A 3107-nucleotide genomic window follows, 5' to 3' on the forward strand; every position below is an offset into this window, starting at 1 on the left:
CACGTCCGGTTTGGGGAGAGGAATGAAGAAACACATAAACCGTAAGGTTTAGAGGTGCGCTTTGTTCCTACTCCATTTAGCCCACTGTTGGCAAACATAGCACTCAACGGTATAGAGGATATCCATACAAGCGTCAGATATGCTGACGACATGGTTTTTATTCTTAAACCCGAAGACAACGCCGATGCCATACTTTGCAAAATTAGCGAGTTTCTGGCTTTTCGAGGTATGAAGGTTAGCGAACGAAAAACCAAGCTAACCGCCACGATAGATGGATTTGACTTCCTCGGCTGGCACTTCAAAGTCCAGAAAAACGGTAAATTCAGAAGCACTCCCTCAGCGGAAAACTTCAAAGCATTCCGTAAGAAAGTAAAACTCATCGTCAACAACTCGAACTATGATTCCACAACTAAGGCAATTAAACTAGCCCCATTGGTTAGAGGATGGAGACACTACCATAAGTATTGCCGGATGGATGGGGCAAGAAATTCTCTCTACCACATCCAAAAACGAGCATACACGGTATTTAACAAGGAAACCAAACAGAATCGCTACACCTGTAAAGTATTACTGGATAAAGCGTTCCCCACAGTTTCCTACTCCGAAAACAAACACATCAATGTAAAGGGAAATAAATCCCCCTATGACGGCGATTTATCCTACTGGAGCGAACGCAACAGCAAGCTCTACGACGGAACAACCTCTAAAGCCTTAAAACGGCAAAACCATTCATGTGCATCCTGCGGATTAAAACTCGTGGGTGAAGAGAAAATACATTTACATCACGTAGATGGAAATCATGATAATTGGAAGACACAGAACTTAGTAGCAATACATGAGTCGTGCCACGATTATCTACACATGAGCAAAAGCGCAAGCTAAGAATATCGGGAGCTGGATGCACGGAAACGGGCACGTCCAGATCTAAATGGGAGGTGCGGGGTCTAATAGCCCCCATCGACCCAACCATATCTTGTAGAGTTAAATCTTTAAGTCTATGTGATGAGCCTACCCAAACATCCCCATAATCCATGACCAGCACATCAAGATTTTGGGATACATAAAAGTTGTGCGATGGCTCTCCAAATACATAATAGCCATCGATCCACAAAGGTTTCAGCTTTTCACCTTCAATAGTTTTTTCAACAATATTAACAGTCTGCACTGTTCCGAGATTGCGGCTGCCCATAACAGCTTCCTGTAAGCAAAGGGTAATCAGGAAGTGATTGAGTGATTCACATACGACTACAAAGCCTCTTCTGTCACTCACCGCATCTGCTGCATCTGAATACACCTGGGGATCTTTTTGGTTCGACAAGCAACGAACTGACCAATTTCCTTGATTTTCATGAGAAAATTCAATCATTCCATCAATACGATTGAGACGACCAACTGGCATAAGTGCATCTTGCGTAGCAAATGGAGCTGGATCTTCGTCGATTAACTCAACCAAACTTCCCAGCTCTCGATAAATCTTTGCTAACCCTTCTGGTAGGTCGTTTGGAATTTGTTCGGTAGGGAGTGATGGATCCTCAAGTAGGTTGCGGTGAAAGTGTTTTAAGAAAACTATCAGATCGTCGATCGATTCAATCATTTCACAATTAGACAGATTGACCGACCCAATTATAACTGCTGAATTTGGGATCGGGTATCTTTAGGGAATGTAAACGTTTGTGACTTCAATTCCTAATTCTTTGCGCCAATCGCTCACAGATTTCGACCATTGCTCCTCCCATTTCTGGGATAACAATCGCCGCGATTTGGCTCCGCTGCGATAGCCGATGGCGACGCATTCTAATGTGCGATCGAGATCTGCGGGGGATTTTGATAATGTGCTTAATAATCCGCCTGCAAGGAGTATCAAAGACATTGTGCGATGCGTTTGGGCGAGTTCAAAGGCTTTTAATCCTAGTTCGCCAGCGACATCGGTACCAAATCCGGTGACGATGTGCCAGATATCGTGTGTTTGGCGCAGTCGCAAAAAGATATAACTAGTATCGTCGGTGACTTCGACTTTGCGGTAAAAATTGGGATCGAAGTTAGATTCTTTGATGTAAGCGGCGTAAGTATGTCCTAACGAATCGGCGGGTAAGGCGAACAGCGAGTCTAGATCCAGATGTGGTGCTAGATATCTTTCGGCGATAATGCGATCGACCGCCGGATCGGATTTCATATACTCCACGGCTAGTTGAGTGGCTTTGGTGTGGCGTAGTCCATCTTCGATATCATAGACAGATTCCGTCCGAGTCGGATCTCTGAATAAAGAGATCGCCCCTCTAATCGCTTGGAAAAAATCAAGATGTAGGATCTGTCTGTGCATGATTTCCATCGCAATTTCCTCCCTAATTCTCCTCTATTGTAAGCGGCCATAAGCCCGATTCTCATTCTGAGACGCTCCGCGAACGAGCGGAATCGACTTGCTATGTCGATCGACCCCCCAAATACGGCTATGGAGAAATGTTACTAGCCCTTGGTTTCATTTCCCAGAACGGTAAAATAGATAGCTATAAGTAAAAATACCTTAAATATTAGTCGGGATCTCATCCTTACCTCTAATCTAGCCATGCCAAGAACCCAGAAGAACGACAACTTCATCGATAAAAGCTTTACCGTGATGGCGGACATTCTCCTGAAGATTATGCCTACCAATAAGCGGTCGAAAGAGGCATTTGTGTATTATCGCGATGGCATGTCCGCTCAAGCTGATGGTGAATACGCCGAAGCTCTCGAAAACTACGAAGAAGCCCTGCGGCTAGAGGAAAACGACTACGATCGCAGCTATATTTTGTACAATATGGGTTTGATCTATGCTAGTAATGGCGAACACGAGCGCGCCCTGAACCAATATTTTGAGGCTGTCGAACTCAATCCCCGCCTGTGTCAAGCCCTCAATAATATTGCCGTCATCTATCACTATCAAGGTGAAAAAGCCGCCGATGCAGGCGATATGACAGCCAGCGAAGCTCTGCTTGGTAAAGCTGCCGAATACTGGATCCAAGCCATCAAAATCGCTCCAAACAACTACATCGAAGCCCAAAACTGGCTCAAGACTACCGGACGCTCTCAACTAGATATATATTTTTAACAGTGGATAGTGAATAGTGGAT

2 protein-coding genes and 1 pseudogene are annotated in these 3107 nt (G+C 44.7%); 2 read left to right on the top strand and 1 reads right to left on the bottom strand.

All coding sequences use genetic code 11. The features are described 5' to 3' along the window. Window positions 1–78: 78 nt before the first annotated feature. Window positions 79–882 (top strand): annotated as a pseudogene (locus tag C7B77_RS31940) (group II intron reverse transcriptase); the annotation flags it as partial. 772 nt (window positions 883–1654) lie between these two features. Here C7B77_RS31940 and C7B77_RS27020 read toward each other — a convergent pair. Then, the gene (locus C7B77_RS27020; RefSeq protein WP_106312312.1) at window positions 1655–2329 is read right to left on the bottom strand and encodes a Coq4 family protein; all 675 of its coding nucleotides are present in this window, start codon (window positions 2327–2329) and stop codon (window positions 1655–1657) included. Between the two features lie 234 nt (window positions 2330–2563). On the opposite strand from C7B77_RS27020, the gene C7B77_RS27025 reads away from it, so the two are divergent. After that, entirely contained in the window at window positions 2564–3085 is a 522-nt protein-coding gene (locus tag C7B77_RS27025; protein ID WP_106312315.1) for a photosystem I assembly protein Ycf3, read from the top strand. The last annotated feature ends 22 nt before the right edge of the window (window positions 3086–3107 follow it).

The organism is Chamaesiphon polymorphus CCALA 037 (assembly GCF_003003845.1).
Taxonomy (GTDB): Bacteria; Cyanobacteriota; Cyanobacteriia; order Cyanobacteriales; family Chamaesiphonaceae; genus Chamaesiphon; species Chamaesiphon polymorphus.